Below are 24,844 nucleotides of genomic sequence, written 5' to 3'. Positions count from 1 at the left end.
CTTTTCTTTATGCAGTGATAAAATAAAGGAAATAAAGGAGGATCATTATGGATAAAGTATTAAAATTTTTAAAAGATGCAGAAACTTATTATTTAGCAACAGTAGAAGGTGATCAACCAAGAGTAAGACCCTTTGGAACAGCACATGTTTTTGAAGGAAAGCTTTATATTCAAACAGGAAAAGTCAAAGATATTTCGAAACAACTTCATCAAAATCCTAAAGCAGAAATTTGTGCTTTTAAAAATGGAGAATGGTTACGAGTAAGTGGAAAATTAATCGAAGATGATCGTAATGAAGCAAGACAATCTATGTTAGATGCTTATCCAAGTTTACAAAAGATGTATAAAGCAGATGATGGAAATACGGAAGTTTTCTATTTTGAAAATGCTACAGCTATTTTTTCATCATTTACTCACGAACCACAAATTATTAAATTTTAATCATAAGTTACCTATTAAAGAAGCTTTTAATAGGTATTTTTTATATAAATAGACAAATAAGATAAATTGTCAATATATGGATAGATAAAGAGGATTATGCATTGTTGTTAATATTTCATTTAATATAATAAAATTAGATAAAAGAAAGGATGAAATATCGATGTTAAAGAATGAAAAAGGACAAGCAGTTACACCAAAAACAGTCACAATGACAAAAAAAGATTTTGAAGATCAAGGAAACATCCGTGTTTATTGGTTAGGTGGCGGAGGAGCCATGATCAATGATCATGGAACAGTGATTATGATTGATCCCCTTTTAGAAGGCTTTGATATGACCTTATTGATTGAAATGCCAATTGATGTAAAAGATGTACCTCATGTGGATGCTATTTTAGTATCTCATGTAGATAATGATCATTATTCAAGATCAACGTGTAGAGATTTAAAGGATGTTTGTAAAGAATATCATACTTCTTATTATGTTGCTTCTTTAATGAAAGAAGAATGTGGTTTGGATGGAATTGGACATGATATTGGAGATCATATTCAAATTAATGATATTGATGTTGAACTTACACCTGCTGATCATGCTTGGCAAAACCAAGTCGCAAAATATAATTATCGTATATGGGAAGATCGTGAATATTGTGGTTTCTATGTAAAAACACCAACAAAAAAGATTTGGTATGTAGGAGATTCTAAATTGCTGAATTGTCAATTACATATGGACCCACCAGATGTAATGTTCTTTGACTTTGCGGATAATCCTGTGCACATTGGTTTAGAAAATGCTTATAAACTGGCTAATACTTATCCAAATACAAAACTTGTTTTAATTCATTGGGGAAGTGTTGATGCACCTGAAGCAAGTGCTTTTAATGGAAATCCACAAGATATTTTAGACAATGTCGTTAATCCTGAGAGAGTTGTTGTTTTAGCACCTGGTGAAGAATATGTTGTTGATTAAGAAGTAGAAATCATGAGCTACAGTGAAGTTAAAGATTTTAATTATGATGATTGTTTTAAATTTTGATGTTTAATTGCGAAAAACATGATAAACATAAAGAACTTTTTGCGATTAGAATTTATATAGATGATTTTGTTATCTTTCAATATATCATGCAAAGATGCAGGAAATGTTTCTCGTGGTAGAACCCCTCTTTGTACAAAGCAAAGTGAGTGTTGTTTTAGGTATCAAGCTAAGTTATGGTTATAAAGATTTATGTTTTAGCTTTAAAATCATCACTTCATCAACAAATGCCACTTGCTTGGAAAAAAGAACAATTCTTTTTTCCAGCAACAACTGTTTTTATCAAATGTGCAAGAGAATACTTTAAGAGAGGATAGAAATATCATCTATTTTAATACCTAAAAGGTATCATTATTAATAAATTATAAGTATTAGATATTTAAAATAAAGTGAATTATAATGAAGTTGTAAAGAAAGAATGATACTTATGACAATTGAAGAAGCAAGTAAAAAATATAATATTCCAATTCATATCCTTAAAGAATATGAAATTTGGGGATTGTGTCAAGAAGTTAAAAAAGTAATGGGATCTTGGCAATATGATGAAACAGATTTTGAAAGATTAAACTTGATTATGATGTTATATGATTTAGATTTTACAGTTGAAGAAATAAAAAAATATATGAAACTTTCTTTGGAAAAAAATGAAAGAGAATGTTTAAAGCTTTTAAATAAAAAAAGAAAAGGAATCTTAGATGAAGTTCATCTAAAAGAAAAACAATTATCAAGAATTGATTATTTAAGATATGAGATGGATTGGGAAAATAAGGAATGAAAAAGATTTGTACATTGATGTAACCTTTAATTTTAGTTTTTATCTGTAGTGCTTGCAGTAGTAAAAAAGCAACCGCTAAAAAGAAAACAAAACACAAACAGATTTAAAAGAAGTCTATTCAAAATCATTAGTTATTTATTTCTCTTGGGTTGGAAGTACTCAAAATATTGCCAAGGAAATACAAAAACAAACCAATTCAGACATCTTTGAGATTGTTCCTGAAGTTGCTTATAGTGATGATTATGATATGGTTGTTGATGATGTGAAAAAGGAACAACAAGAAAAAGCAAGACCAAAGATTAAAAATAAAATTGAAAATATTGATGAATACGAAACCATTTACGTAGGGTATCCAAACTGGTGGGGAGAGATGCCTATGATTCTTTATACATTCTTTGAAGATTATGATTTATCTAACAAAACAATTGCACTATTTTGTACAAGTGGTGAAAGTGGATTGTCAGATACTGAAAAAACAATTCAAGTACTTGAACCAAGTGCTCCAATGGTAAAAGGATTGTATGTTTCAAAGTTAGCATCAAAAGAGGCTACAAGTGATGTAAAAGAATGGGTAAATGAAATTAAATAAAAGGAGAGAAGAAAGATGAATTTATATGCAACAGATAAAGAATACAAAGAAAGATTTGATTATTTTTTAGAAGAAGTTAAAAATGATGAAGGAAATAAATTAGATGAACCAACGCGTTATTTAGCTGTTTTATCCGTTTTAATGGGAAATCAAGGAATTTGTGCTTATGAAGAAGTTCTTGAAAAAGCTTTAGATGTTTTGTCGCCTGTGCAAGTAAAAGAAATGGTTTATCAAGCAACTGACTATTTAGGATATGGAAGAATGCTAGAATTCTTAAAAGTTACAAATGAAGTATTTAATAAAAAAGGAATCGAACTTCCATTAGAATCACAAACAACAACGACAATTGAAAATAGATTAGAAAAAGGAATCCAAGCACAAGTAGATATTTTTGGTGAACATATGAATGAAGCTTGGAAAAAAGCAACAGTCAATAAATGGTTAGCTTCTAACTGTTTTGGTGATTACTATACAAGAACTGGGTTAGATTTAAAACAAAGAGAAATGATTACTTTCTGTTTCTTATATGGACAAGGTGGATGTGAACCTCAAGTTATGGCCCATATTCAAGGAAACTTAAATTTAGGAAATGATAAAGCTTTCCTTACAAATGTTGTTTTACAATGTGTTCCATATATGGGATATCCTCGTAGCTTAAATGCACTTGCTTGTATTAATAAAGTAGAAGATTAAATATTGAATATTTGTGGTATTGCAAAGCAATACCACTTTTCATATATAGAGGGGTGGGAAAACGATGAAAACTATTGTATTACAAGGAAGTTTACTAGTAAATGATCAACGAATATCCTCTGAAAACTTTATCAAGTGAGCAAATGAAAAGAGGTATGAAGTAAGAAGTTTTAAGGTTTCGAAAATGAATATTAAACCTTATCTTGGTTGGGTTGCCTGGGGTTATAAAGAAATCATTATTACGTAATGATTTCTTTATGTACAAATATAGGATTTTATAACAAAAAAGGGTTTAGCTGAACCCTTATTTAATTTCTATCCAATATCTTTGAATTGTTTTACCATCTTTAACAATTTCATTTTCTAAAATAGCACCATTGTTTTTAATTGATTTTGCAGAACCAATATTATCCTTATCACAAACAAGAAGTACTTTATCAATATTTAACTTTTGACATTCTTTTAAAGCTAAACCGATGATTTTAGTTGCATAACCTTTTTTTCTTTCACTTGGTCTTATCCCATCACCAATATGTCCACCGTAATTTAATAAATAATCATTAAGTTTATGACGAATATTGATGGCTCCAACCATTTTATTTCTTTCTACATCTAAGGCGAAAAATGTTGAATCTTCTACCAAACCAGGTTTTGGATTTTTTAAATCAAGACTATTAATATAATAATCAAAATTATGATAATCATTTTTAAAAATAGAAGCTGGAGAAGTATTAGCTTCAGGATGATTATTATTATAATCAATCCACTCCTTCAACATATCTACAATTAAATCTTGATATTCATATGACGCTTTAATTAATTTAATTGACATAATATAATCTCCTTTTATTAAAATATTTCTATTATTATAACATTTGTAGAATATAGTACAACCCTCTATTAAGTTGTACTTAATAGAGGAAAGTGCATATTATCTATTTTATCAAATATTTTAATAAATCTTTAATAGTGACAATACCATAAAAACATTGGTTCTTTAAAACAATAATATCTTCATAAAAACGTGAATGTTCATTTTCAAGAAAAAGTTGACAAACATTTTTAATAGGTAAATGGGAAGGAACAATTAGAGAGTCTTTAAAAAGATTAGATTCAGCTGCATCTAAATTACAAAGCATATTCTCTCTTTTTAAATAACCTAAATAATGTCCTTCATCATTGATGATATAAATTCTTTGAGTGGTATTATTTTCTTCAAAAAGTTGATAAGCATTGTTTATATTTTGATAAGTTTTTAATGTACAAGGGAAATGACAAAGTGAATCTATTGTAGGAATGTCTAAAGTTTTCTTATATTTCTTGTATAATTTTTTGATAGTTTCCTTGATATCTGGTAAAAGATCCTCAAAGTTATCAATAGGTTTCTTTAAATAATAACCTTGACCATATTCAACCCCTAATTGAATTAAACATTCAAGTTCTTCTTTTGTTTCAATTCCTTCAACAATTAACTTATAATTCATTTCCTTACAATAATTTACCATAACTTCAACCATTGTATGTTTATCTTTATTTAAGTGAATATCTTGAATAAGCTCTCGATCAAGCTTTAGATACTCGGGTTGTGTATGATTGATTCTATTTAAATTAGAATATCCTGAACCAACATCATCAATCGCAATTTCAAAACCTTGGCTGCGATAATGTCTAACAGCTTGTTTAAATAAATGTTTATCTTCTATAGATGTTGTTTCAGATAATTCAAAAACAATATTATTAGAATCTAAATGATATTTCTTTAAATATTCTTTTGTGAATCCTTGAACAAAATCTTGATCAAGTAAAATATTAGCATCCACATTAATAAATAACTTTTTACCTAAAGGCATTTGTTGACTTGTTTTAATTGCACATTTACGACATAGTTGATCTAACTTCCATGATTGTTCAAGCGTGTTAGCTATCTTGAATAATTCTTCAATATTTATAGGGCATGATTCTAAAGTAATACGACTTAAGGCTTCGAAAGATACTATTTCTCCTGTTTTTAAGGAAACAATAGGTTGAAAAACACTTTTTATTTTCTTTTCATTAATAATCTTAAAGAAATCACTAATCTTTTTTTCATTTAATTTCATTTTTTTAATCCTCTATTCTTTTTTAGAATATATAGAAATATGAAAAGAGTTTCTATCAATATTCAATAATAAAAAGGTTAAAAATAAGTAAAGAAAAGAAAGTATTGTTTTTATTATCGAATATCGATATAATGAAAGTGAGATAAGTATCGATATTCGATAATAAAAGAGGTGAGAGAATGGCTAGAAGAGAATTTGAAACATTGACACCACAAATGTTTTATATATTACTTGCACTTTATGATCCACTTTGTGGCTTAGAAATTATGGAAAAAGTCAATGAAATGAGCGAAGGAGATGTAAAAGTTGGAGCTGGTACACTTTATGCACTTTTGCCAAGATTTGAAAATGAAGGTTATATAAAATTAGTAAAAGAAGAAAATAAAAGAAAGGTTTATCTTATTACAAATAATGGAAAAAGAAAACTTGAATCGGAAAAAGAAAGGATGCAAAAACAAATTATTTTGTTTATGAAAAGGGATTACGAAGATGAAATATAAATATACATTTTTACGCAATCGATTATATTATGATGAAATACTTGTTCCTTATTTAGAGAGAATGTCTAAAGAAGGATGGAATCTGGTTTCTATGAATACATTTTTTAAGTTTGAAAAGACACCACAAACTTATAAATATCAAGTCGATTATAATCCATTAACGGATGAATATTTAGAAACATTAAATTATTTAGGGTATGAACATGTTTGTTGTGTGCAAGATATGCATATTTATCGTAATCTTGATTTAAATGCAGAGGATTTATCGAGTGATGAAGATATTTTATGTGAAACAAAATTAAAATTGTTTAAACTATGGATGATTATTTTTTGCCTTTTTTCAGCAATTTTCTTTTATGGCGTCACAAAGTTTTTATCATGGCTTTATCGATATACGTGGGGTTCGTTGCTTTTAAACTTAGATATGTATTTTACTTCATTATTGTTGTATGCATGTAGTTTTCTATGTGTTTTAGGTGCATTATCTCTCTTTGTGAAAAGAAGAGCGTTAAAGAAAAGAACGTATTCTTATCAAAAACTTAAATATTTAGATGGTATTGTGCAATTAGTAACAATTATTTTAGCTGTTTTTACAATTCTCATGTTTTTTGTATTAAAGATGAATCGTTTAAGTACATTATTGAAAATAGGCGGATATCTTATTATTACTATGACATATGTGAAAATCGTAAATACAAGAATTCCTTTAATAAAAGATACCGCAAAGAAGAAAATAATTATAATTATGACAGTGGTAATTTATGTTGGTATTTTTAATCTTTATGGAGAAATAGATTTTTCTAATTTAGATAAACAAGAAGTAACAATAACTTTACCAAAAAACAAAAAGATTGATGTAAAAGATTCAAATCTTCTTGTTGATATTACAACATTTAATCAAAAAATAGGATACGATCAAGAAGTAGATGAACCTGTTTATTCTTATGAAGGATATTATCAATGTGCTAATGCTTTTATTTCAAAGAATATCTTTAAAGAATTAGTGGTTGAACATGAAAGAGAAGAAAGAATGCCAAGTGATGAAGAAATAAATAAGATAACGGATGAAAAAGGTTCATGGAGTAGTGATGAAGTTAAATATGATACGTATCAAAATGTTTTAAAGAAATATAAAAGTAATCACTCAAAATATTTTGATACAGTTATTGAAATTGGACAATATAAATTAGGAATTAAAGAAAAAAATATACTTGTTGTTTATGATGAAGATATTGATTATTTTTATAGTCATTATCTAAATCTTATAAAAAAATAAACGATTGAATCTATTATTTTTTCTTGATAAAATTCAAGTGTAAAGAAAGTATACCGTTACCAATAGGCAAAATAAAAATGGTTGGGTTGTAAGTAGTAGTTCTTCACTATTAAGTGAGGGGCTTTTATTTTAAAGCTAAAAAGGAACATTAATCTTGTTCCTTTAAGCTTTCTTTATAACTTCTTCCAATAGGAAGATGAGTTTGTTCTTTTAAAATAACTTCTTGATTTTTTACTTCTTGAATAAATTGTTTATTAACAACATAAGATTTGTGAATTTGAATAAAATCGAGAGATTGTATTTCTTTAATAAATTGACTTAATGTTTTTCTTTCAATCATTTCGCCATTGATTGAATGAAGAATGATTTGATGTCTTAGTGATTCAACATAATAGATTTGGGATAATCTTATTTTAGAAGTAATCCCATTTCTTTGATAAAGATAATATTGAAAATTCTTTTGAATTTGTTTTTTTATAAAATCTTGATAATGAATAAACTGTTTTTCTAATTCACTATTAATAAAATAAAGATGTGTCTGCTTTTGTAGACATATACTTACTAAATCAAAATCTTTGGGTCCAATAATATAAATAAGTGTACTTTCTAATTTCTTGAGATGATTTAAAATATTTAAATCATCCTTTTTTTCTATTTCTACAAAATAAATATCTTGAATGGATTGATGTGTATAATTTGTAAGAATGTATTCTACTTGTAAATTATCAAAGAATTGATGAATAAGTGGTTCTATTTGTTTGTAATGTTTTGAAATAAGAGAAATTCTAATCATGATTTTTCTCCTTTTCAACGAGGGCAATATGTAGATTGATATCTTTATTAGAACAAAGTGCTTCTAATAAATGATAAGGATCAACAAAACGCACACCTTGTTTTTTCATCAATTCAATTCCTTGTTTAAAAGATTCTCTATCATGACTTACAAAGTTTTCAATAATATATTGTGAACCATCCAACATATTAAATTTAAAAACAATTTTATATCCTGAACCATCAACTAAATATTTAGATGGATAAAAAGAGTAACGATAATAAGATATTTGTACAAAATCAATTTGCGAAAGTCTTAAATTGATTTGATATCGAGGATATTTATTTCTAAAAAGAAAAGAATAAAGATATTTTGTTTTATCTAAATTGTGATCGAAATGAATATATTTTAAAGAATTTTGATTTACTTCCCACATAGAGTTTAAAAATATTAAACTTGGCAAAACAAATATCATCACTATAAATAAAGTAGTAATAAAAATAAAGAGTAAACATTCTTTATAGTTATCATACCCTAAATCAATATTCATTAATAAAAAGAGATAAAAAAATAAAGGAGCTAATAATCCAATGCAATATTTTATAACTTTCCTTTTCTTTATTTTTCCAACCGTAACTTTCATAACTTCCTCCTGCTTTGTATTATAACATATTCTTTTCTATTTTCTTTTGTTGTTGATGTCACATTAACTGTTGTTGGTGCCTTTTTTAATTAAATGAGAAAGAAATTAAACAATAATTAAAAAAATACTTGAGTATAAACCTACTCTATAGTCTACATTGAGGGTGTAAGGAAAAGAAAGAAGGGAAAAGATATATGATTGGTTTTACTTTTAAATATTTCTTTAAAGAGATGAAAAAGAATATAAGTATGATAGGGGTTATAACAGGATCATTATTATTACTTAGTTTGATATTAAGTATGTTTTATAATACAACGCTTAATCCAAATTTAAATATGGATGATCTAACAGCGTTCTTTATGGATTTGTTTAGATCAACTGTTCTTTTGGTATTTATGCTTATTTGTATTTATTTGATTGTTTATTCTGCTAATTACTATAATAAAGTTCATTCAAGAATTTTAGGCTTATTAAAAATATTTGGTCATACTAATCAAGAAATAGTTGTATTTTTTGTAATACAACTCGTTATTATTTTAGTTGTTTCACTTATATTATTTACTTTATTACGCATTGTAGTAACACCTTTATTATTTAAGTTTATTTCATTTTATTTACATGAACATGTAGATACTGCCCTTTTTGGAAAAGGATATACAGATACGTTAGCGTTTTTCTTTCTAACGATATTAGTTATTATTTTTGTTGAATTCAGATATATTATTCAAACACCAACAACACATTTAGTAAAAGGTGATGAAGTTATTTCTTACAAGATTAAGACAAAGAGTTTATTTAAAGAAGTTCTTTATTTGTTTTTATTTATCTATGGTCTTTATGTTATGACTACCTCAACTTTAAAGATTGATTTAATTGTTCCACTTTCATTATGTGTCTTTGGAGTCAATGGAATTGTAAAATATACACTTCCTAGGATAATTCAAACAATTATTCAAAGAAAAAATGTTTCTGGTGAAATGATGGTTGTTTTAAAGAATTATATTTTTATTATTAATCAAATGAGTATGTTGATTTTATTAAGTATTTTAATCAATTTAATGATGCCAGTCATGATTTATGTTTATGTTGATATATCTGGATTTTTTATTGAATTTGTCTTGATGTATGTTTTCACAAATCTTATCTTAAACTATATTATTTATCAAAGACTTAATATCAGAAGATTAGAAAATAAAAACTCTTATAAAAAGTTATTCACATTAGGGTATGATTTAAAGTCTATAAAAAAATATAGTAAAAAAGAAATATTCTTATTCTATCTTACTTTATTTATGTGTATCAGCATTTATCTTTTAACGTTATCTATTTCATTGATTCTCAAAGAAGTATTACCATTAAAAGCACTATTTATTTGTTTAGCTTATATTATTCCAATGACTGTGATGTATCTTATCACAGATTATAAAGAAGGGAGAAGTGTATTATCATGGAAGAAATCATAAAAACAGAAATGCTTACAAAAATTTATAATCCTTTAAGTCAAAATCCTAAATTAGCTTTAGATCAAATTTCTTTAAGTATTAAAGAAGGCGAATTTATTACGATTATGGGAAAGAGTGGTTCAGGAAAAACTACATTGTTGAATATTTTATCGACAATTGATGATCTTACAAAGGGTAAATTATTTATTTATGGTAAAAATATATTTGAAATGTCTGATAGTGAAAAAGCACATTTTAGAAAAGAAAACATCGGTTTTATTTTTCAAAACTTTAATTTATTAGATACACTTACTATTAGAGAAAATATCCAATTACCATTAAAACTCTCTAAGAAAAAAATAGATCAAGATGATTTTGATCGTATTGTTGGTGAATTGGAAATTACCGATATTTTAGATAAATATCCCTTTGAATGTTCAGGAGGACAAACCCAAAGAGTAGCGGTTGCTAGAACACTCATTATGCATCCAAAGATTATCTTCGCTGATGAACCGACAGGAAATCTTGACGGCGTTCGTTCAAAACAACTCATGCAATACTTAGAAAAAGTAAATCAAGAAGATAAGATAACGGTTATTATGGTAACCCATGATCCTTTAGATGCAGCCTATTCTTCACAAATGTATTACATTGAAGATGGAAAAATAAAAGATCATCTAATGAAAAATGATGATTCATTTGATACTTATTTTTCTAAGATTGTTAAAATATCTATGGAGTTATAAAAGAAAACAAAGTTCCATTTATGTGGAGCTTTTTTGTTGTTGATGACGTAATCTTGGTTGTTGGTGCCTCTTTTCTAAACATTAAAAAAAATAAGACTATGATGAAATTGTAAAGAACAAGGGAAGGTGATGTTTATGATTAAGATGGCAATTCATATGTTGTTTGTCGAAAAGAAAAAATTGATGAGTTTTATTTATTCTTTGAGTGCAACATTCGTTGTTTGTTTATTGTTTATACAGTTTTTTACAAATCCTTATCTTAAAAAGATCATTAAAATAGGCCATAAAGTTGTTTTTGATGCAGCTTATGCTTTACCAGAGGATGTAGTCAAACTCAATGATAATTTTATTGTTATTCTATTATCTTTTGTTTTACTCGTTATTTGCATCTCACTTATAAGTTATAGCTGTTATTATCATTGTTTAATGACTTCAAGAGAGATAGGTTTATTAAAATTATCAGGTTATAACCTAATACAAATTATAGGTTATAAGATGATTCAAATGGTTGTTGTAATGAGTATTTCCTTATTGATTTCAAATCTTGTTTATTTATTTTTAAATCCATTGTTTTTATATTTTATAAAATCCTATTTAAAAATAGAAATGCCTTTAATATTACTCAATAAAGAACTCTATGAATTTCTCTTTATGATTGTAGGAATCCTCTTTATATTTATTGTATTTTTAGAAACAAGATATGCGCTTTCTACAAATATTTGTGAACTTCTTACAAATCATACAATGAATCACTATAAAGAAGATAAACGCATCTTAAAAATACCAGATACCGTTTATATTATTGCTTATATGTTAGGAATCCTTACCATGTATTCTTCTTATGAATTAAATGCAGGATTTTCTATTGCGGCCTGTATTGGAGCGATAGGTGCTTATGGGATGTTTTATTATTTTATTCCCCATACAATATTAGATATGTTTGATCATTTGAAATTATCAGGAGAAAAATATGTATCTTTAGGAGATGTTTCTATTTTTATGCAACAATCAAAATCTTTAATAGTTTATATTATGTTATCAATTATTTTATTTCCTACGTTTATTCTTGTAACGACTCAAAGACCATTCATTTTTATGATCTTACAAATTGCGTTTATTTTAATTAATATTTTATTAAGTACAAGTTTGATGAATCGTTTCTTTATTGATTTATATGAAAAGAAAAATCATTATTCTAATTTATTTAAAATAGGATTAAACAGAAAAGAAGTTATACAGGTTTCTACACAACAAGGAAATTATTTTTATGGTTTATTTTGGATTTTTACTTTGATTTATATGTTTTGTATAATAAGTGTCTTTTATTTGAAAATACAAATCAGCCTATCAATCATTTTATGCCTTGTTTTGGAATACATGATTCCTTATTTAATTTCACAAATTGTTGTTTATATGAGTAAAAGGAGGAATACATTATGAAAGCAATAAAAGTGGAAAACTTAAAGAAAGTCTATAATCCTTATAGTGCTTTTTCTAAAGTGGCTTTAAAAGATGTAAGTTTAGAAGTAGAAGAAAGTGAATTTATTTGTATTATGGGAACTTCTGGTTCAGGAAAAACCACATTGATAAATGTTTTATCAACGATTGATGAAGCAACAAATGGTAAAATACAAATAAATCTTCATAATTTAATGACAATGTCAGAAAACGAAAAAGCACTTTTAAGAAAAAAAGAAATAGGTTTTATTTTCCAAAACTATAATTTAATAGAATCATTAAGAATCAAAGATAATATTTTATTTTCGCTTAGAATTAATAATATTGATCCAAAAATTCAACAAGAAAGATTAAATCAATTAACAAAACAATTAAATATTGAAGAAATACTTGATAAATATCCACTTCAATGTTCAGGAGGTCAACAACAAAGAGCCGCTATCGCAAGAGCGTTGATTATGAAACCAAAAATCATTTTTGCGGATGAACCCACAGGAAATCTTGATTGTGAAAATGCGAAAGAACTAATGGAATTATTTAAAAAAATAAACAAAGAAAATCATACGACCATTGTAATGGTAACGCATGATAGTCTTGTTGCTTCTTATTCGAATAGATTACTTTATTTAGAAGATGGAAAAATATCGAAATGTTTAGAAAAAAATAATAAAACACAAGAAGAATATTATCGAGATATTATTGCGATAACGACAAAAATGGATTTAGCACATGTTTAAAAGACGAGGAGAAAAGATTATGAAAAAGACAAAACAAAAATTAATGATCGTAGTTATATTTTTAGTTGTATTTATTGTGATAGGATTTTATAGTTTTAATAATAAAGACCCTTATAAAAAGTACAATCATATCCAAGTAAGTGAAGTTTTAAAAGAAAATCAACATGAATATTGGGTTTATTTTTATTCACTAGAAAATAAGGACAGTATTAATAGTGATAATGGAATCGGTTCTTTAACTAAAGCAACAGATAGTGTTTATTTTGTAGAAATGAAAGATAAGGAGATAAAGATTAAAAAGCAAACTATACAACCAACAAATTTACTTTATATTAAAAATCATAAAATAGTTAAGACTTATCAAGGTTTAAAACAATTAAAAGAAAAACATGAAGAAATATTAGAAATGAGTTGGTAAAAGAATGCTCCAATTGAGGAGTATTTTTTTTAATTTTTGTTATTTGTAAGCATTATTTTTGACACTCCCCATGTCTAAAGACAGGGGATTCTTGCTACCTGCCAACATCGTTGGCTGACCAGTTCATTTCTGATAGGTCGCAGTGCAAGATAGGGGTATGCCATTACCCCTCCTAGAGCAGAACCTATAGTTCTCTAGGCAGTATATCTGTTACCAATATACTCAGTTGAGTTGCATATATTTATTGCTCCTAGCAGATCCCTATGTGTATGAAATCCACATCTGCACGTATATTTTCTGTCATTTGCATGATGAACACTTCCACATATTGGACAGATCTGACTTGTATACGCTGGATCTACATACTCAACTTCTATGCCTGCCAGTTTTGCTTTGTATTCTATAAATGTAGCAAGTCTATAGAACGACCATGTATGCAGGCTATGATTGTTTTTTCGACTTGTTCTTGTCGTAGAGCGTATGTTTTGAAGTCGCTCTAATTTGATTACTGATATGTCATGAGCTTTTGCCGTATTTACGATTTCGCGACTTAGTTTATGATCTATATCTTTCAGGATACGTTGTTCTTTGTTGTTGATTTTAACAACTGCCTTTGGCTTCTTAGCTTTTTGAAATCTTTTTCGAAGATTATTGTAGTGTCTTCTTATATATTTGTTTTTTCTCCCATTTCCATAAAACTTAACACTTCCATCTGGACAATAGCTTACAGCAGGACATTTGATTCCAAGATCAACGCCCATGACATTGTCATTTGAAAAAGCATCATCTTCTTTTGCATCATAAACGATCTGTGCTACGAGATCATGTCCTTTTACAACAATGCGCATCGTTCCTAATTTACTGGATGGAAATATCAATCTCTGTCTTTTGGATATTTTTGTTTTGACTGATATACGTTTTGACTTTCCATTGATCATTACTGGAAAGCTTATACAATCATCATTGATTCTAAAATTTTGATTGTTGATATAACAGCACATTTTTTCAAAACAGGAAGTCTTACTTTAGTATTTGAATTTCTTAAAGCCTTATTATATTTTCTTATGATGGACTTGGCATCTCGGATACATTGATTACATAAGGCACTTGGAAGATCAGCCTTTACATCTGCCGTTGTCATCTTTGTAATAGATCTTCCATTAGCAGCATCAAAAACAAGCTTATTGACTGTAGAAATATATTCCGACATCGTTGCCTTGATTAATTCTGTTTGATATTTATTTGGATAAAGCTTGACTGTTTCTGTTAATTGCATAGATATCACCTAAACGTTTTTTTGATCTTCAATATACTGCTTAATTACAGAAAGTGGTGCACCACCTACAGTAGATACAAAATAGCTATTGGTCCATAGTGTTGGGATTCTTGATTTCAGCCAGGGAAACTCCTGTCTCAACACTCTGGAAGAGTAACCCTTGATTCTTTTAACTGCTTTGTGAATACCATATTGTGGATCTACTCCCATAAGCAAATGTACATGATCGGGCATGATTTCCATTTCAATGATTTCGACATTCAATTGATCGCAGGTTTCTTTAATCAACTCCTTTAAGCAATCATCAACACCATCTACAAGAACGGGACGTCGATATTTTGGACAGAATACAACATGATATTTGCAGGAATAGATCACATTATTATTCGATTTGTACTTCATGAATACATTATACTACTAAAAGATATCTAATGATATATATTATTGATAAAAGCTTAAAAAAGTTGCCGTAAAGCTGGGAGCTTTACGGCAACATTTGGTAAAAAGTATTATAATCATTGAGGGGAGATGATTATATGTGGGTATTATGTGCATTTGGTTCTGCGTTCTTTGTAGAAATTACATCTATTTTAGCTAAATGCGGTATTAAAAAAACAGATTCACATGTGGTTACAGCGTTACGTACAATTGTCGTGTTATTTTTTTCATGGTTAATGGTATTGGTTGGAGGAAGTCATCAATCTTTATCATCAATTTCAACGAGAACATGGTTCTTTTTGATTGTTTCAGGACTTTCAACAGGAGCTTCATGGCTTTGTTACTACAAGGCATTACAAATGGGACCAGCAAGTGTGGTTGTTCCAATTGATAAATTAAGTTTAGTAGTAACGGTTATTTTCTCTTATTTTGTTTTTCATGAAAAACTTAATAAGAAATCTCTATGTGGATTTATTTGTTTAATTGCTGGGACACTTTTAATGCTTTTATAAGGATTTAATGGTATACTCATTTTTGAGGTTACATTATGCAAAAACAATTAATTAAATGGTATCAAGAAAATAAAAGAGATTTTCCATGGCGTAAAGATCAAGATCCTTATCATATATGGATCAGTGAAATTATGCTTCAACAAACGACGACAGAAACGGTTATTCCTTACTATAATCGTTTTTTAAAAAACTTTCCAAATGTAGAAGCACTAGCGAGTGCTTCTTTAGAAGAAGTTTATAAAATGTGGGAAGGATTAGGTTATTATCGTCGTGCTAAGCATATACATGAAAGTGCACAAATTATTTTAGAAAAGTATCAAGGTGTTTTTCCTTATGAATATGATGCTATTTTATCTTTAAAAGGAATTGGTGAATATACAGCAGGTGCGATTAGCTCTATTGCTTATGGAAAGCAAGTTCCTGCTGTTGATGGCAATGTTTTGAGGATTATTAGTCGTTATTATTTAATAAAAGAAAATATTGCGGAAACAAAAGTTCAAAAGAAGATCTATCAAATTGTACAAGAGCTAATTTTAAATCATGATGCTTCTGCTTATAATCAAGGAATGATGGATTTAGGTGCTACGATTTGTAAACCTGTTCATCCCTTATGCTTAGAATGTCCTATTCAAAAAGGCTGTTTAGCTTTTAAAAAGAAACAAATGGATGTTTTACCAATTAATATAAAAAAGATCAAAAAACAAGAAATAAGCTATATTACAGGCATTATCACATATCAAAATAAATATTTCTTGATACAAAATCCACCAGGTGGGCTTTTAGAAAATCTTTATGGTTTTGTTCAATATGACGTTGAAAGTCCTTATAGTTTTGTTTCTTCATTTCAAGAAGAATATCAACAAAATTTAATAATTCAAGCACACATTAAAGATATTAAACATGTTTTTAGTCATCGCACATGGCGGATGCATGTGTATCATTTTATTTTAGATAAAGAAATAGAAAATATGTATACGTTAGAAGAAATTAATCAATTACCTTTATCAACGGCACATATGAAGGTGTTAAAAGCGTATCTAAGTTCATTTTAAAGACAAATAAAAAGAATAAGATAAAGATGGGTGATAAGATGAAATTATTTCATAGAGAACATAAAATTGAAAATCATGAAGAAAAGGAAATGTTCTTTTCTTTTTGCGTTGAACAAATTTATCCTCATAAACAAGGAGAACTCTTTGTTTTAGGAACAGTTGATGGAAAAATACAAGAACAAGAATCGATGTATTTAATAGGTCCCTATGGCTTTGAAGAAAGAATAGAAGTGAACCAATGGATAGAAGTTGATCCACAAAATAATTTCTATGCACTTCTTGTTGATCAAAAACTATCAGGAATCATAGATGAGGGTTATATTTTCACAAATAAAAATAATCATTTAGCGAATTCTAGAGAGGATGTTTTTAATCCTTATCTTCATTTTCTTTTAGAAAAAGTGAATCATCAACATTATGAATATTTAGATATCTTATTTGAACAATTGGCTACACGATCTTATTTTTTATCGGTATTTGATTATCAAGATTTATCAATTTATCAAATAGGAGATAAAAAGTATTATCCCATTTATACAAGCACTTTAGAAATGGAAAAAGATCAAAAATGTCAAAATAAAAAAAGCTCTGTTTATAGTTTTGATGATTATTCCAGAATGTTTTTAAATCAAGAGAAAATAGATGGAATCATCATAAATCCGTATCATAAAGAACGTAGTATTGCTTTAAATAAAGATGTTATTCAATATATCGATCAGGTAAAAAATAAAAATATGAAAACTTATGTTCAAGCAAAAAATTATTTAAAAGATAAAAAAAGGAGACATAAATATGAAATTAATCATGAGAGCTGATGATTTAGGTTTTAGTGAAGCAGTCAATTTAGGAATTTATAAAGCAGTTAAAGATGGTGTCATTACCAGTGTTGGAATTATGACAAACATGGAACAGGCGTATGCAGGCTATGAACTTCTTAAAGATTTTGATATTGCTTTAGGACAACATACCAACATTTGTGCAGGAAGACCTCTTACAGATCCAAAACTTATTCCTTCATTAGTACAAGAAAATGGTGAATTTTATAGTTCAAGAGAAATAAGAAATCGTCAGGTAGACACTGTTGTTGTCGAAGAAGCTGAAAGAGAAATTGAAGCTCAATATTTACGCTTTAAAGAAATGACGGGAAGAGATCCAGATTATTTTGAATGTCATGCAGTGATTTCTCAAAACTTTTTTACTGCTTTAAAAAATGTTGCTAAAAAATATGGACTCTTTTATGAAAATATTCTTTTTGATCAAGAATTTGAAAAAGAAAACAATATTTATGGAATTACCATGGCAAAACTCAATGAAAAAATGCTTTATGATCCAAAGGAATATGTAGAAAATAATTTAGATTTTATCAAAAATCATGATATATCCGTTATGGTCTTTCATCCTGGTTATTTAGATCAATATATTTTAGAACATTCATCATTTACCCTCATTAGAGCGATGGAATGTGATTTTCTATGTTCAAAGTGGTTAAAAGATTGGTTAAAGAATAATAAGATTGAACTAACGGATTTTAGAAAGGTAAAAAATGGATAGATGTTCTTGGGTCAGTGATGATCCTCTTTATCAAGAATATCATGATTATGAGTGGGGAAAACCTGTTTATGATGATCAAAAGCTTTATGAAATGTTTTTATTAGAAACATTTCAAGCTGGTCTTTCATGGATTACGATTTTACATAAAAGAGAGGCTTTTAAAGAAGCTTTTGATGACTTTGATGTTTTTAAAGTTGCTTACTATGATGAAAAGAAAGTAAATGAGTTAATGAATAATTCAAGAATTATTCGTAACTCAAGAAAAATCAAAGCGGCTATCAAAAACGCACAAATTTTTATTGAAATCCAAAAAGAATTTGGCTCTTTTTCTAACTATCTTTGGTCTTATACAAATCACAAAATTATCTATTTAGAAGATGAGGAACTTGCTACAACAAGTCCACTTTCTGATAAAATATCGAAGGATTTAAAGAAAAGAGGTATGTCATTTGTTGGAAGTATTACCATTTATTCTTATTTAGAAGCAATCGGTATTTATAATCATCATCAAAGAAATTGTTTCTTACATCCTTAAGAACAGTTTCTTTTTTTGTATTATTAGGTATAATAAAAATAGGTGAAAAAAATGAAAAAAAAGAGACCAATACTATTATGTTCACTTACCATTGTTTTGATGTGTTTACTTACAATTTCAAGCACTTTTCAAACAATATGTGTTAAAACACTTGGTGATAATTATCTTGATGCTTTAACAATCAATCAAATTGTTGATTTGGTTATTGACCAAGATGAAAATATACAATTTAAACAATTACAACAACTTCAAATAGATTTAAGAATGAATAAAGAACTCTATAATTTTAATTGCTATGCTTTTGATTATACGATACGTCATATAAATGATGAAAAAATCCAATTAGATCAAAAGAAAATAAATCAATTCTCTAAATCATGTTATACAATTATTAAAGAAAATCATGATACAAACGTAAAAGTATCTGATATTTCTAAAATTGTTAAAGAGAATCATTTTTGGAAAAAATTAACACATAATATGAAAAAGAAAATGAAATCATTTTCTCAAGCGTTTATTTTTATTTATTCAATGGTTGAATCTTTAATCTTTAAGATGATTTTAATTCTTCTTATTTTAGTATTGTTTATAAAGATTTATGCTTTAAATAAAAAAGCTTTTTCATTATTTTTAACAGTTATTTTTATTGTAAAGAGTTTGGTGGATTATTTAATGATTTTATCAATTGAATTATCTAAGACTTTTTATATTAAGATGCTAAATATTCCTATTACTTCGATTGAAACAAGTTCTTATTTGTTGATTGCAACTATATGTTTAACAGTAGGTATGTTTTTATTGATAGGACATATATTGAAGACAGGGTAACCTATCTTTTTGTTTATAAAAAAATTATTAAATTAATAACTATTTATAAATTGTATAAACGCATCACGTTTCACTAGACAAACAAGATTGTATACAATATAATGTTAGCAATACAAATAAGAAAGGAAGGTTTTATATATGACCGAAAAAAGAGTTTACAATTTCTCAGCAGGTCCTTCAATGTTGCCTGTTGCTGTACTTGAAAAAGCAGCAAAACAAATGTTGAATTATGAAAACAGTGGTATGTCTGTAATGGAGATGAGTCATAGATCCTCTTCCTACTTAGATATCTTTGAAAAAACAAAAGGATTATTAAAGAAAGTGATGAATGTTCCTGACAATTATAAAATTGTTTTCATTCAAGGGGGAGCAACTCAACAATTTTCAATGGTTCCTTTAAATCTTTTAAAGAATGGGAAAGCTGATTATGCAATTACAGGTGCTTTTAGTAAAAAAGCAGCTGCAGAAGCAAAAAAATATGGGGATATTCATATTGTTTATGATGGTAGTAGCAATGATTTTAAACACATTCCAACACAAGATGAATTAGATTTATCGAAAGATGCATCTTATTTACACATCTGCGCCAATAACACAATTTATGGAACAGAATGGAAATATGTTCCTGAAACATATGGTGCACCAATTATTGCGGATATGTCATCAAATATTTTATCTAAACCAGTAGATGTAAGTAAATATGGGATGATTTATGCTGGTGCTCAAAAGAATATGGGAATCGCTGGATTAGGGGTAGCGATTATTCGTGAAGATTTACTTCAAGATGTAGCTGAAACAACACCTGTTTTATTAGACTATAAATTGATGATTAAAAATGATTCAATGTATAACACACCACCAGCTTATGCTATTTATGTTTTAGGACTTGTTCTTGAATGGATTGATTCTTTAGGTGGTTTAGAAGTCATGAAAGAAAGAAATGAAAAGAAAGCTAAATTAGTTTATGACTATTTAGATCAATCGACTTTCTATAAAGCACATAGTGATAAAGAAAATAGATCACTTATGAATGTGACTTTTACGACACCAAATAAAGATTTAGATGCGAAGTTTGTAAAAGAAAGTATTGAAGCAGGTATGACGAATTTAAAAGGTCATCGTTCTGTAGGGGGAATTCGTGCTTCTATTTACAATGCAATGCCTTATGAAGGTGTTGAAAAACTTGTCGCATTTATGAAAGAATTTGAACAAAACAATCAGTAAGGGGACAACTATGTATAAAGTAAAATTAATGAATAAGATATCTTCTGAAGGATTAGATTATTTTAATGAAGATTATGAATATGGGGAAACGTTAGAAAATGAAGATGCCATTTTACTTAGAAGTGCATCTTTACATGAATATGAATTTACAAACAATGTAAAAGCAATTGCGAGAGCTGGTGCGGGGGTCAATAATATTCCTGTTGAAAAATGTTCAGAAAAAGGAATTGTTGTTTTTAATACACCAGGTGCAAATGCCAATGCCGTAAAAGAACTAGTCTTATGTGCTTTATTTTTATCGAGCCGTAAGATTGTTGAAAGTATTGAATGGGTCAATACTTTAAAGGATGATGAAAATATTGGAAAAACAGCAGAAAAAGGAAAATCAAACTTTGTAGGTCCTGAAATTGAAGGAAAAAAACTAGGGGTTATCGGTTTAGGAGCTATTGGAGTTTTAGTCGCAAATGCTGCAAATAAACTTGGTATGGAAGTTTATGGCTATGATCCATTCATGTCTGTTAATTCAGCATGGGCTTTATCAAAACATGTGCGTAAAGCAAAAGATATGGATGAAATCTTTAAAACATGTGATTATATTACGGTTCATGTACCAAGTACAAAAGATACAAAGGGTATGTTAAATAAAGAAAAATTTGCACTAATGAAAGATGGAGCACGTTTATTAAACTTTGCAAGAGGGGACTTAGTTGTAAACGAGGATCTATTAGAAGCGGTTGAAACAGGAAAATTAAGTAAATATATTACAGATTTTGCTGCTCAAGAATTTATTGGAAAAGATAATATTATTGTATTACCACATTTAGGAGCGTCTACTCCTGAAAGTGAAGATAACTGTGCAAGAATGGCAGTTCAAGAATTAAAAGATTTCTTAGAAAATGGAAATATTAAAAATTCAGTGAACTTCCCAGCTGTTAATCAACCAAGAGAATCAAAAGTAAGACTATGTATTACCAATAAAAATATGCCAAATATTTTGGCACGTATTTCTAAACTGTTCGCGGATCACAATTTAAACATAGAAAATATGGTTAACCGTTCTCGTGGAGATTATGCTTATACACTTATTGATACAAATGATGATGTACGCCAGGATATCATTGAACGTATTGAAGCCGCTGAAGGAATTATTAATGTAAGAGTTATTAAATAGAACTCATATGTGATTTAAAGAGGTCCTAAATGGACTTCTTTTTTTTGGACTAAACGTCCATTGAAGAAGAAAAAAAGGAAAGCTAAAATAATGATAGATAAAAGTTAAGTCGCCATGGTCAGAAAACGCACAAATTTGACACAAATTTGAGACAAATTATCTTTGATAACATGGTACAATAACATCAGAAAAACTCCTTATAAATATGATAAACAATACAAACAAAAAGCGATGTATGAAACCTTAATATAAAAAAATTATATAAGGAGGAAAGATGATGTGCATTAAAGAAAGAAATCCTAGTGACAGTACCTGTAAAAAACTACTCAGAGATAAAGGATGCTTTGCGGATCTTTGTAATTATGCTTTTTTTCAAGGAAGACAGGTCATTCAACCTGAAGAACTTGTTTCAAGAGAAAATGATCTGTCGACCCTGATAGGAAAGGTCGACAAGCCAACAGAGATCAAAAGATATCGAGATGTGGTAAGAAAGGCAAGTATTCATGGAGAATATGTGATTATTGGAGTTGAACATCAAAGTACTTTTGATGAAAAAATGATCTTTCGTATACTCAACTATGATGCAACGATTTATATCAATCAGGTTGAAAGCAAACAAGAAGTCTATCCAGTAGGAAGCTTTGTGTTCTATACGGGAGATAAAGAATGGAAATCACCAGAAACATTGAAAGAAACATTGAAAAATATTCCACCAGAGATGGAACCTTATATCAATGATTGGAGGTTACCTGTTGTCGAACTTAAAACAATGGATGCAAGAAAACTTACCAATCAACGATTAAAAGAAGTTGTAGAAATCAGTCAAAGTATGTTTGCAGGAAATTATGATGAATTAAGTGAAAATCGTAAAATCGAAACAGAAAGCTTCATGATGGCGGCAATATTTACACGTACGAAAATTAAAAGAGAAGACTTACCAGAAGGAGATGAAATCAACATGTGCGAAGCAATGGACAGATTATTTCAAAGATTTGAAAATCAAGGAATGGAAAAAGGAGAAACAATTGGATTTGAAAAAGGTGAACGTTCTGGAATTGAAAAAGGAAAATCAGACACTTTAAAAGACCTACTTAAAGTAAAACTAGGGACCTTATCAAGACCTTTAGAAAAACAACTTACAAATACATCGCTAGAAAAACTAAATGAACTTACATTAAATATATTTAATGTAACAAGTGAAGAAGATGTTTTAAGAATTATTAATTAAAAAAGAAGTTGTTACAGATGATTTTCATTTGCAACAACTTTTTTCTATTTAAATTCATTTTGATTAAAATCCTCAGCTGTATCTGAGTACTTAAATCTCATAACTGCTTTATTATTAACGATGGTTCCACTAGGAACAGATTTAATGATAAAAGTATTTCCGCCAATAATAGAACCTTCACCAACAACGGTATCGCCACCTAAAACACTTGCATTTGAATAAATGGTTACATTATCTTCAATGGTAGGGTGTCTTTTTACATTTTTTAAACTTTGTCCTCCATGAGTAGAAAGTGCACCTAACGTAACCCCTTGATAGATTTGAACATGTTCACCAATTACTGTTGTTTCACCGATAACAATTCCAGTTCCATGATCAATCATCAAATATTTCCCAAGAGTTGCTCCTGGGTGAATATCAATTCCTGTTAAACTATGCGCATGTTCAGTCATAATACGTGGTATTAGAGGAATATTCAATTTATAAAGCTCATGAGCAATACGATTGACCATAATTGCATAATATCCAGGATAAGATAAAACAATTTCAGAAATTGAAATCGCTGCTGGATCACCATCGAACGTTGCTTGAGCATCGGTTGCAAGATATTCTCTAATTTGTGGAATAGTTTTTAAGAAGGTAAGTGTTTTATCACGTGCTTCTTCTTCCTTACAAGAGTCTTTGCAGTTTTCACAATAATCAAAAGCGAGTAAAATTTGATTTTTCAAATCATTATAAATAATTTGGATTTGATCTCCCAAATAATATTTAACATAATCACTCTTTAAACCTTTTCTGCCAAAAAAACCAGGGAAAATAATATCTTGTAAACGTTCTAATAAATCTATAATAACCGCCTTATCTGGTTGTCTGATAGCATCTACTTTAGATATTTCATTATGTGTTTGATAACTTTCAACAATATCATCTATAACAGTATCTAATTTCATTATAAACCTCCCAATTTATTACCATTATAGTATCAAAAAATGAGATTATGTTCAAATTTAAGGATAATAATTTATGAAAAATGTATACAATTTTTATTGACAAGCAAAATGAATTAGTTTATAGTTAAATCATACTAAATCCATAGGAATAAAGGGGTAGTGAATATGAGCGAAATTAAAAACGGTTTTTTAGATCTTGTAGGTCAAACACCATTAGTCAGATTAAATAACTTAATTAAAAAAGAAGGATTAGAAGCAGATGTACTCGCAAAACTAGAATACTTCAATCCTGCAGGATCTGTAAAAGACAGAATTGCAAAAGAAATGATCCTAGATGCTATGGAAAAAGGATTGATCAATGAAAATACAACATTGATTGAACCAACAAGTGGAAATACAGGGATTGGACTTTCAGCGGTAGCGACATCATTGAATCTAAAGATCATTATTACTATGCCAGA

General features: G+C 28.2%; 31 protein-coding genes. 23 read left to right on the top strand and 8 right to left on the bottom strand.

The features are described 5' to 3' along the window. The first annotated feature begins 47 nt into the window (after window positions 1–47). The 6 genes from C7U55_RS05655 to C7U55_RS05635 all read left to right on the top strand — a co-directional run bounded on the left by C7U55_RS05655 (window position 48) and on the right by C7U55_RS05635 (window position 3,527). Window positions 48–440: a pyridoxamine 5'-phosphate oxidase family protein gene (locus tag C7U55_RS05655; RefSeq protein WP_106987739.1), complete on the top strand. Its 393-nt coding sequence runs from the start codon at window positions 48–50 to the stop codon at window positions 438–440. Window positions 441–600: 160 nt separating this feature from the next. After that, entirely contained in the window at window positions 601–1,407 is an 807-nt protein-coding gene (locus tag C7U55_RS05650; RefSeq protein WP_106987738.1) for an MBL fold metallo-hydrolase, read from the top strand. Window positions 1,408–1,646: 239 nt separating this feature from the next. Next, a complete protein-coding gene (locus C7U55_RS13530) occupies window positions 1,647–1,787 on the top strand; it encodes a hypothetical protein (RefSeq protein ID WP_155522378.1) in 141 nt (46 codons plus the stop codon). 110 nt (window positions 1,788–1,897) lie between these two features. After that, complete coding sequence (locus tag C7U55_RS05645; RefSeq protein WP_106987737.1) at window positions 1,898–2,245, top strand: MerR family transcriptional regulator; 348 nt, start codon at window positions 1,898–1,900, stop codon at window positions 2,243–2,245. A gap of 133 nt (window positions 2,246–2,378) precedes the next feature. Continuing rightward, window positions 2,379–2,834, top strand: coding sequence for a flavodoxin (locus C7U55_RS05640; protein ID WP_106987736.1), 456 nt, complete (start codon window positions 2,379–2,381; stop codon window positions 2,832–2,834). Window positions 2,835–2,849: 15 nt separating this feature from the next. Continuing rightward, on the top strand, window positions 2,850–3,527 hold the full coding sequence (locus C7U55_RS05635; RefSeq protein WP_106987735.1) for a carboxymuconolactone decarboxylase family protein: 678 nt from the start codon (window positions 2,850–2,852) through the stop codon (window positions 3,525–3,527). A gap of 304 nt (window positions 3,528–3,831) precedes the next feature. Here C7U55_RS05635 and C7U55_RS05630 read toward each other — a convergent pair whose 3' ends face one another. Both C7U55_RS05630 and C7U55_RS05625 read right to left on the bottom strand, forming a co-directional pair. Continuing rightward, window positions 3,832–4,359: a GNAT family N-acetyltransferase gene (locus C7U55_RS05630; RefSeq protein WP_106987734.1), complete on the bottom strand. Its 528-nt coding sequence runs from the start codon at window positions 4,357–4,359 to the stop codon at window positions 3,832–3,834. A 103-nt stretch (window positions 4,360–4,462) separates the two neighbouring features. Beyond that, window positions 4,463–5,626: an EAL domain-containing protein gene (locus C7U55_RS05625; RefSeq protein ID WP_106987733.1), complete on the bottom strand. Its 1,164-nt coding sequence runs from the start codon at window positions 5,624–5,626 to the stop codon at window positions 4,463–4,465. 179 nt (window positions 5,627–5,805) lie between these two features. Between C7U55_RS05625 and C7U55_RS05620 the strand changes: the two genes are divergently transcribed. After that, window positions 5,806–6,126 (top strand): PadR family transcriptional regulator, encoded by a 321-nt coding sequence (locus C7U55_RS05620; protein ID WP_106987732.1) that lies wholly within the window; start codon window positions 5,806–5,808, stop codon window positions 6,124–6,126. Further along, on the top strand, window positions 6,116–7,402 hold the full coding sequence (locus C7U55_RS05615; protein ID WP_106987731.1) for a DUF2812 domain-containing protein: 1,287 nt from the start codon (window positions 6,116–6,118) through the stop codon (window positions 7,400–7,402). The genes C7U55_RS05620 and C7U55_RS05615 overlap by 11 nt, the downstream gene beginning before the upstream one ends. A 148-nt stretch (window positions 7,403–7,550) precedes the next feature. Here the strand turns inward: C7U55_RS05615 and C7U55_RS05610 are convergent, their stop codons facing one another. Continuing rightward, on the bottom strand, window positions 7,551–8,195 hold the full coding sequence (locus C7U55_RS05610; RefSeq protein WP_106987730.1) for a LytR/AlgR family response regulator transcription factor: 645 nt from the start codon (window positions 8,193–8,195) through the stop codon (window positions 7,551–7,553). Then, entirely contained in the window at window positions 8,188–8,817 is a 630-nt protein-coding gene (locus C7U55_RS05605; RefSeq protein WP_106987729.1) for a hypothetical protein, read from the bottom strand. The genes C7U55_RS05610 and C7U55_RS05605 overlap by 8 nt, the downstream gene beginning before the upstream one ends. Before the next feature lie 194 nt (window positions 8,818–9,011). On the opposite strand from C7U55_RS05605, the gene C7U55_RS05600 reads away from it, so the two are divergent. From C7U55_RS05600 to C7U55_RS05580, 5 genes are all read left to right on the top strand, one after another. Beyond that, window positions 9,012–10,280: a hypothetical protein gene (locus C7U55_RS05600; protein ID WP_106987728.1), complete on the top strand. Its 1,269-nt coding sequence runs from the start codon at window positions 9,012–9,014 to the stop codon at window positions 10,278–10,280. Next, complete coding sequence (locus C7U55_RS05595; protein WP_106987727.1) at window positions 10,265–11,005, top strand: ABC transporter ATP-binding protein; 741 nt, start codon at window positions 10,265–10,267, stop codon at window positions 11,003–11,005. Before C7U55_RS05600 ends, C7U55_RS05595 begins: the two co-directional genes overlap by 16 nt. A gap of 135 nt (window positions 11,006–11,140) precedes the next feature. After that, window positions 11,141–12,445, top strand: a complete 1,305-nt coding sequence (locus C7U55_RS05590; RefSeq protein WP_106987726.1) for a hypothetical protein — start codon at window positions 11,141–11,143, stop codon at window positions 12,443–12,445. Next, on the top strand, window positions 12,442–13,200 hold the full coding sequence (locus tag C7U55_RS05585) for an ABC transporter ATP-binding protein (protein WP_227279950.1): 759 nt from the start codon (window positions 12,442–12,444) through the stop codon (window positions 13,198–13,200). The genes C7U55_RS05590 and C7U55_RS05585 overlap by 4 nt, the downstream gene beginning before the upstream one ends. A gap of 19 nt (window positions 13,201–13,219) precedes the next feature. Continuing rightward, window positions 13,220–13,618, top strand: coding sequence for a hypothetical protein (locus tag C7U55_RS05580; RefSeq protein ID WP_106987724.1), 399 nt, complete (start codon window positions 13,220–13,222; stop codon window positions 13,616–13,618). A 194-nt stretch (window positions 13,619–13,812) separates the two neighbouring features. On the opposite strand, the gene C7U55_RS13775 is transcribed toward C7U55_RS05580, so the two are convergent. The 3 genes from C7U55_RS13775 to tnpA are packed head-to-tail and all read right to left on the bottom strand — an operon-like array spanning window position 13,813 to window position 15,296. Further along, window positions 13,813–14,556 carry an RNA-guided endonuclease TnpB family protein gene (locus C7U55_RS13775; RefSeq protein ID WP_239985170.1) on the bottom strand — a complete coding sequence of 248 codons (744 nt, stop codon included), beginning with the start codon at window positions 14,554–14,556 and terminating at the stop codon, window positions 13,813–13,815. A gap of 11 nt (window positions 14,557–14,567) precedes the next feature. Then, on the bottom strand, window positions 14,568–14,894 hold the full coding sequence (locus C7U55_RS13770; protein ID WP_204638404.1) for a hypothetical protein: 327 nt from the start codon (window positions 14,892–14,894) through the stop codon (window positions 14,568–14,570). A 9-nt stretch (window positions 14,895–14,903) separates the two neighbouring features. After that, window positions 14,904–15,296: an IS200/IS605 family transposase gene (gene tnpA / locus C7U55_RS05570; RefSeq protein WP_106987723.1), complete on the bottom strand. Its 393-nt coding sequence runs from the start codon at window positions 15,294–15,296 to the stop codon at window positions 14,904–14,906. A 134-nt stretch (window positions 15,297–15,430) separates the two neighbouring features. Here tnpA and C7U55_RS05565 point away from each other — a divergent pair, with 134 nt between their 5' ends. The 9 genes from C7U55_RS05565 to C7U55_RS05525 all read left to right on the top strand — a co-directional run bounded on the left by C7U55_RS05565 (window position 15,431) and on the right by C7U55_RS05525 (window position 23,433). Further along, window positions 15,431–15,844, top strand: a complete 414-nt coding sequence (locus C7U55_RS05565; protein WP_106987722.1) for an EamA family transporter — start codon at window positions 15,431–15,433, stop codon at window positions 15,842–15,844. A gap of 35 nt (window positions 15,845–15,879) precedes the next feature. After that, window positions 15,880–16,896 (top strand): A/G-specific adenine glycosylase, encoded by a 1,017-nt coding sequence (mutY, locus tag C7U55_RS05560; protein ID WP_106987721.1) that lies wholly within the window; start codon window positions 15,880–15,882, stop codon window positions 16,894–16,896. Window positions 16,897–16,934: 38 nt separating this feature from the next. Beyond that, window positions 16,935–17,711, top strand: a complete 777-nt coding sequence (locus C7U55_RS05555) for an SseB family protein (protein WP_162297419.1) — start codon at window positions 16,935–16,937, stop codon at window positions 17,709–17,711. After that, entirely contained in the window at window positions 17,689–18,447 is a 759-nt protein-coding gene (locus tag C7U55_RS05550; RefSeq protein ID WP_106987719.1) for a ChbG/HpnK family deacetylase, read from the top strand. The genes C7U55_RS05555 and C7U55_RS05550 overlap by 23 nt, the downstream gene beginning before the upstream one ends. Then, a complete protein-coding gene (locus C7U55_RS05545; protein ID WP_106987718.1) occupies window positions 18,440–18,982 on the top strand; it encodes a DNA-3-methyladenine glycosylase I in 543 nt (180 codons plus the stop codon). The genes C7U55_RS05550 and C7U55_RS05545 overlap by 8 nt, the downstream gene beginning before the upstream one ends. 51 nt (window positions 18,983–19,033) lie before the next feature. Then, window positions 19,034–19,810, top strand: a complete 777-nt coding sequence (locus C7U55_RS05540; protein WP_106987717.1) for a hypothetical protein — start codon at window positions 19,034–19,036, stop codon at window positions 19,808–19,810. A gap of 138 nt (window positions 19,811–19,948) precedes the next feature. Beyond that, window positions 19,949–21,034: a 3-phosphoserine/phosphohydroxythreonine transaminase gene (serC, locus tag C7U55_RS05535; RefSeq protein ID WP_106987716.1), complete on the top strand. Its 1,086-nt coding sequence runs from the start codon at window positions 19,949–19,951 to the stop codon at window positions 21,032–21,034. A gap of 10 nt (window positions 21,035–21,044) precedes the next feature. Then, entirely contained in the window at window positions 21,045–22,205 is a 1,161-nt protein-coding gene (locus C7U55_RS05530) for a phosphoglycerate dehydrogenase (protein ID WP_106987715.1), read from the top strand. A 277-nt stretch (window positions 22,206–22,482) separates the two neighbouring features. After that, window positions 22,483–23,433, top strand: coding sequence for an Rpn family recombination-promoting nuclease/putative transposase (locus C7U55_RS05525; protein ID WP_162297418.1), 951 nt, complete (start codon window positions 22,483–22,485; stop codon window positions 23,431–23,433). Between the two features lie 44 nt (window positions 23,434–23,477). Here C7U55_RS05525 and C7U55_RS05520 read toward each other — a convergent pair whose 3' ends face one another. Then, window positions 23,478–24,383 (bottom strand): serine O-acetyltransferase, encoded by a 906-nt coding sequence (locus C7U55_RS05520; protein WP_106987713.1) that lies wholly within the window; start codon window positions 24,381–24,383, stop codon window positions 23,478–23,480. Between the two features lie 165 nt (window positions 24,384–24,548). On the opposite strand from C7U55_RS05520, the gene C7U55_RS05515 reads away from it, so the two are divergent. Then, a partial coding sequence (locus C7U55_RS05515) for a pyridoxal-phosphate dependent enzyme (RefSeq protein ID WP_146139611.1) occupies window positions 24,549–24,844 on the top strand: 296 nt, incomplete at its 3' end.

This window comes from Faecalibacillus faecis (assembly GCF_003024675.1).
In the GTDB taxonomy this organism is placed as follows: domain Bacteria; phylum Bacillota_I; class Bacilli_A; order Erysipelotrichales; family Coprobacillaceae; genus Faecalibacillus; species Faecalibacillus faecis.
Note: the sequence above shows the minus strand (reverse complement) of the source record. Positions and strands in the feature narration are given on the sequence as shown.